Genomic DNA, 2528 nt, shown 5'->3' on the forward strand with positions numbered 1-2528 from the left:
ACCATGCGGTAGGAAGTCATATCCGGTATTAGACCTCGTTTCCAAGGCTTATCCCAGAGTATGGGGCAGATTACCCACGTGTTACTCACCCGTTCGCCGCTCGTGTACCCCGAAGGGCCTTACCGCTCGACTTGCATGTGTTAAGCACGCCGCCAGCGTTCGTCCTGAGCCAGGATCAAACTCTCCAAAGATGCTTTAAGAGTTGTTACCCGACAAACAGACACCAAACTGGCATCATATTCATCTCAAAGGAACCCACAAATGGGGTTCAATCATTCAAGCTCTACTGGCTTAAATCGGCACACTGTTGAGTTCTCAAACAACACACGCACATCCGAATCAACCGCCACCCAGGGCGACCTCATCCGAGGCTGGTTACCGCTGAAGTTCTTGTGTCTGGCTCCGTTCCGGTTTTCCCGGCCCGTTCCGCCTGACAGGAAGAAAGTTACACGGCCGCCAACGCGGGATCAAATCGGGGGTCCCCCAACGTCGTTCGGGACCCGCAAACCCTTGTGGCACAAGCGATCCAGCGGCACACCCGACGGAGCACCCGAACGGCCGACCGGACCGCCCGAAACCACCCCGGAGAGGCTGTTTCCGCTGATCACGATAGCCGCGCGGACACCTCGCGTTCACTTATGGATGTTCCCCGGGGTGGGAAAGTCAAACCTTGTGATCGCGGTCACTATTCGACTGGTTCACCGGGGACACCGAGTACCCATGGTCATCGGGACGCCACGAGTGGGCGTCCCGCGTGCAGTTGCGGCAGGTTCGACGTCGTCGCCGTCCCTTCGGCGTCGCCGACCGCATGGCAACCACCCGGGTTCGACCCGTCCCGGCGGGTCGCACAACACCAGGAGCACACCCATGCAACGACGAACACTCGCGTTGATCGCGGCGAACGCCTTCCTCGGCGCCGCCGTCGTGGTCGGGGTCGCCACCCCGGCCACCGCGGCCCAGGACTCGGCGGCGCTGGTCACCACCCTGACCTACGACGACTCCGGCGCCAGCCAGTACCGCACCGAGATCGCCGCGGCGGCGGGCATCTGGAACGCGGCCGCGCCGAACGTCAAGATCGTGAAGGCCACCTCGGGCCAGCGGGTCAACATCCGCATCGTGTCCGACCCGGGCTGGCCGCGGGCCACCCTCGGACCGGTCCGCTCCACCGGATCGGCGCAGGTGTGGTTCGGCAAGCAGGCCGTCGACCAGGGCTACAACAAGACCCGCATCATCACCCACGAGCTCGGCCACAACCTCGGTCTGCCGGACAACCGGACCGGGCTGTGCTCGGACCTGATGTCGGGCAGCTCCGCCCCGGTCAGCTGCGCGAACGCGCAGCCGAGCGCGGCCGAGCGGGCACGGGTGCAGCGCAACTACGCGACCGGGATCGCGGCGAACCAGCAGCCGCTGACCGTCGTCATCCACGACGCGCCCTGATCCACCCGGAGGCGGCCGTCCCCACCCGGGGGCGGCCGCCTCCGGCGTTCCCGGGTGAACCGGCTCGGCCCGCGGCCCGTGTGGGATGCGTACCTTCGATCCCCCGGGAGACACCGATGCGCAAGCTGATCCTGACCGTGTCCGCCGTCGCCCTCGCCGCGGGTCTCGCCGCGTGCGGGCAGGAGCAGGCGGTCACCGGCGCCCCGCAATCCACAGTGGACACCGAGGTCCAGGTCGCGCCGCGCGCCGCGGCGGTGGCGCTGACGGCCGCGGTCGCCACGGTCGAGTCGGCCGAGGTCGGCACGGTCGTGACCGACGGCGACGGCCGTTCGCTCTACCGGTTCGACAAGGACACCGCGAAGCCGCCGACCACCACGTGCACCGGTGAGTGCGCGACCGCGTGGCCGCCGGTGATGGTGGAGGACCCCACGGCCGTGCAGGCGAGCGGGGTCGACCCGGCGCTGCTCGGCACGGTCGAGCGGCCCGAGGGCGGCAAGCAGTTGACCATCGCCGGGTGGCCCGCCTACCGCTACTCGCAGGACGTCGCCTCCGGTGACCTCAAGGGCCAGGGCGCGGGCGGCACGTGGTTCGCCTTCCAGCCCGACGGCAAGAAGGCCGTGGCCAAGAGCACCGCCGCCAACCCGGCCGTGGCGCTGGCGGTGATGAAGGTCGGCAAGCTGGGATCGATCGTCACCGACCAGGCGGGCATGACGCTCTACCGCTTCGACAAGGACACCGCGAAGCCGTCGACGAGCACCTGCGTCGGGGACTGCGCCGTGAAGTGGCCGCCGGTGCTGGTGGGCGACGGCGCGGCCGTGACCGGGCTGGACGCCTCGGTGCTGGGCGCGGTGGCCCGCCCGGACGGCGCCGAGCAGGTCACCGTGGGCGGGTGGCCGGTCTACCGGTTCGCGGGCGACAAGGTCCCGTGCGACACCAACGGCCAGGGCGTCGGCGGCACCTGGTTCGCGCTGGACGCCACCGGCGCCAAGGTCAGGTAGTAGTCAAGGTCAGGTAGCAGTCCAGGGTCAGGTAGCAGTCCAGGGTCAGGTAGCAGTCCAGGGTCAGGTAGCAGTCCAGGGTCAGGTAGCAGT

At 68.1% G+C, this 2528-nt stretch carries 2 protein-coding genes and 1 rRNA gene; 2 read left to right on the forward strand and 1 reads right to left on the reverse strand.

All coding sequences use genetic code 11. The annotated features are described in order from the left end of the window. A 16S ribosomal RNA gene (locus tag LV75_RS33805) occupies positions 1-191 on the reverse strand; the annotation flags it as partial. Between the two features lie 676 nt (positions 192-867). Here LV75_RS33805 and LV75_RS33810 point away from each other — a divergent pair. Both LV75_RS33810 and LV75_RS33815 read left to right on the forward strand, forming a co-directional pair. Then, the gene (locus LV75_RS33810) at positions 868-1437 is read left to right on the forward strand and encodes a snapalysin family zinc-dependent metalloprotease (RefSeq protein WP_253891616.1); all 570 of its coding nucleotides are present in this window, start codon (positions 868-870) and stop codon (positions 1435-1437) included. Between the two features lie 116 nt (positions 1438-1553). Further along, positions 1554-2435 (forward strand): hypothetical protein, encoded by an 882-nt coding sequence (locus tag LV75_RS33815; RefSeq protein ID WP_253891617.1) that lies wholly within the window; start codon positions 1554-1556, stop codon positions 2433-2435. The last annotated feature ends 93 nt before the right edge of the window (positions 2436-2528 follow it).

This window comes from Actinokineospora diospyrosa (assembly GCF_024171925.1).
GTDB lineage: Bacteria > Actinomycetota > Actinomycetes > Mycobacteriales > Pseudonocardiaceae > Actinokineospora > Actinokineospora diospyrosa.